Genomic DNA, 2,174 nt, shown 5'->3' on the forward strand with positions numbered 1-2,174 from the left:
TCGGGGTAGCCCGCGGCGACCTAAAGCTCGATCATAATGAGCCCGCCGGTCGAAATCTTGACCCGGATCAAATCCGGGACAATCGGGCAATGCTCAAAGGTCCCATTCCCTGCGCACGGCAATCGCATTCCAGCGATTTCACCCGGCGCCGTCATGCGGCGACCGGCTTGCTGTCTCCGGAGCGCTTGCCGAGCAGCGGTGCAAACTGCTCGGCCGTAACCGTTTCGTTTGCGATCAATAGTTCGGCGCCGGCATCGAGATCTGCCCGCCGGCGCTGGAGGATCTCGCGGGCGCGGCGCTCTCCCTCCTCGATCAGGTTACGTACGGCGAGATCGATCTCGCGGCCGGTAGCCTCCGCGGCCGCAACGATCCTGTCCTGCGCCGCCACGAGAAAGGCCTGCGGCTTGGACGCATAGGTGCGTTGTCCCACCGTCTCGTCCATACCGTACTTGGTCACCATTTCGATCGCGACTTCGGTCGCACGTTGAAGGTCATCGGCTGCACCGGTCGAGATCGCCCCGTCGAAGATCAGATGCTCCGACGCGCGTCCTCCCATCAGCACCGCGATGCGGTTCTTCAGCTCCTCGACCGTCAGCAGGAACCTGTCCTCCGTCGGACGCTGAATGGTATACCCCAGCGCACCGATCCCACGCGGGACGATGGACACCTTCTGCACGGGATCGACGCCAGGGAGGCTGGCCGCAACGAGGGCATGGCCCATCTCGTGATAGGCGACCCTGCGCCGTTCGCCCTTGCTGAGTACCCTGCTCTTTTTCTCGATGCCGGCCACGATCCGCTCGATCGCCGTGACGAAATCGTCGAACGTGACCTCCTCGGCGCTCCGTCTGGTCGCCGCGATCGCGGCTTCGTTGATGAGATTTGCGAGGTCGGCCCCGGTGAAGCCGGTCGTGAGACCTGCCACCTTGTCGAGCTCGACGTCCTTGCTGATGTGAATCTTGGGGGCGTGCACCTTCAGGATCGCAACGCGGCCGATCTTGTCCGGCCGGTCAACCAGAACCTGCCGGTCGAACCGACCTGCGCGCAGCAGCGCCGGATCCAGGACCTCGGGCCGGTTGGTGGCCGCCAGCAGAATGACGCCGGCGCTCGGGTCGAAGCCGTCGAGTTCGGACAGGAGCTGATTGAGCGTCTGCTCCTTCTCGTCGTAGCCGCCGAACGACTGCGGCCCGCGGCTGCGTCCCAGCGCGTCGAGTTCGTCGACGAAGATGATGCATGGGGCCGCCTTGCGGGCCTGCTCGAACAGATCCCGAACCCGGGCGGCGCCGACACCGACGAACATCTCCACGAATTCCGAGCCCGAGATCGAGAAGAACGGGACGCCGGCTTCTCCCGCCACCGCGCGGGCCAACAGGGTCTTTCCCGTCCCCGGCGGTCCGACGAGCAGAATGCCCTTGGGGACATGGGCCCCCAAGCGGCCATAGCTCTTGGGATCCCTGAGGAACGACACCACCTCCTGCAGCTCGAACTTGGCCTCGTCCACGCCGGCGACATCGGCAAAGGTGACCTTGATGTCCTTCTCGACGTAGACCTTTGCGCGGGACTTGCCGATCGACATCAACCCGCCCAGGCCCTGGGCGCCACCGATCCCGCGGCCCATCCAGAACCAGATCAGAAAAAAGGCGATGACCGGAAAGATCCAGGACAGCAACGTCTGCAACGCTCCACCACCGGCAACGCCGGTGACGCTCACGCCCTTCGCCGCGAGCTTTTCGGCCAAGGCCATATCGACGCGGGCGGTGATGAAGGCGGATTTGCCGCCCGGAAGCGGCTCTTTCAATTTCCCCTGGATCGTATCAGAGCCGACGGACACCTCGGTGATCTTGTCCTGGGCGAGCAACTGCTCGAACTGGCTGTAGGGAATGGTTTCAGTCGAGCTATACGTAGCAAGGCCGAACTGCAGCATGACGAGCAGCAAGCCACCCGCCAAAATGGCAGCCATCGCGAGGCCCGGCTTCCGTGAACCTTGATCGGACTCCAACCTGCTTCTCCCATCGCCGTCACCTGAAAGGCAAATGGTAACGAGGAACGGCAGGTTCCTGCTTGATTCAGCTCAACACCGCGGCCAGCTCACATTCGCGCAACCGAAATGGGGGCAAAGCCACGGCCCCGCCCCCGATCTCTTCCAAGATCGCCGTCCGGCGCGGCGGCCCACGGCG

At 64.1% G+C, this 2,174-nt stretch carries 1 protein-coding gene; it reads right to left on the reverse strand.

The genetic code is table 11. From position 1 onward, the window contains the following. Positions 1–151: 151 nt before the first annotated feature. Entirely contained in the window at positions 152–1,957 is a 1,806-nt protein-coding gene (gene ftsH, locus CIT40_RS25415; RefSeq protein WP_167443374.1) for an ATP-dependent zinc metalloprotease FtsH, read from the reverse strand. Positions 1,958–2,174 lie beyond the last annotated feature (217 nt).

This window comes from Bradyrhizobium amphicarpaeae (genome assembly GCF_002266435.3).
Lineage (GTDB): Bacteria > Pseudomonadota > Alphaproteobacteria > Rhizobiales > Xanthobacteraceae > Bradyrhizobium > Bradyrhizobium amphicarpaeae.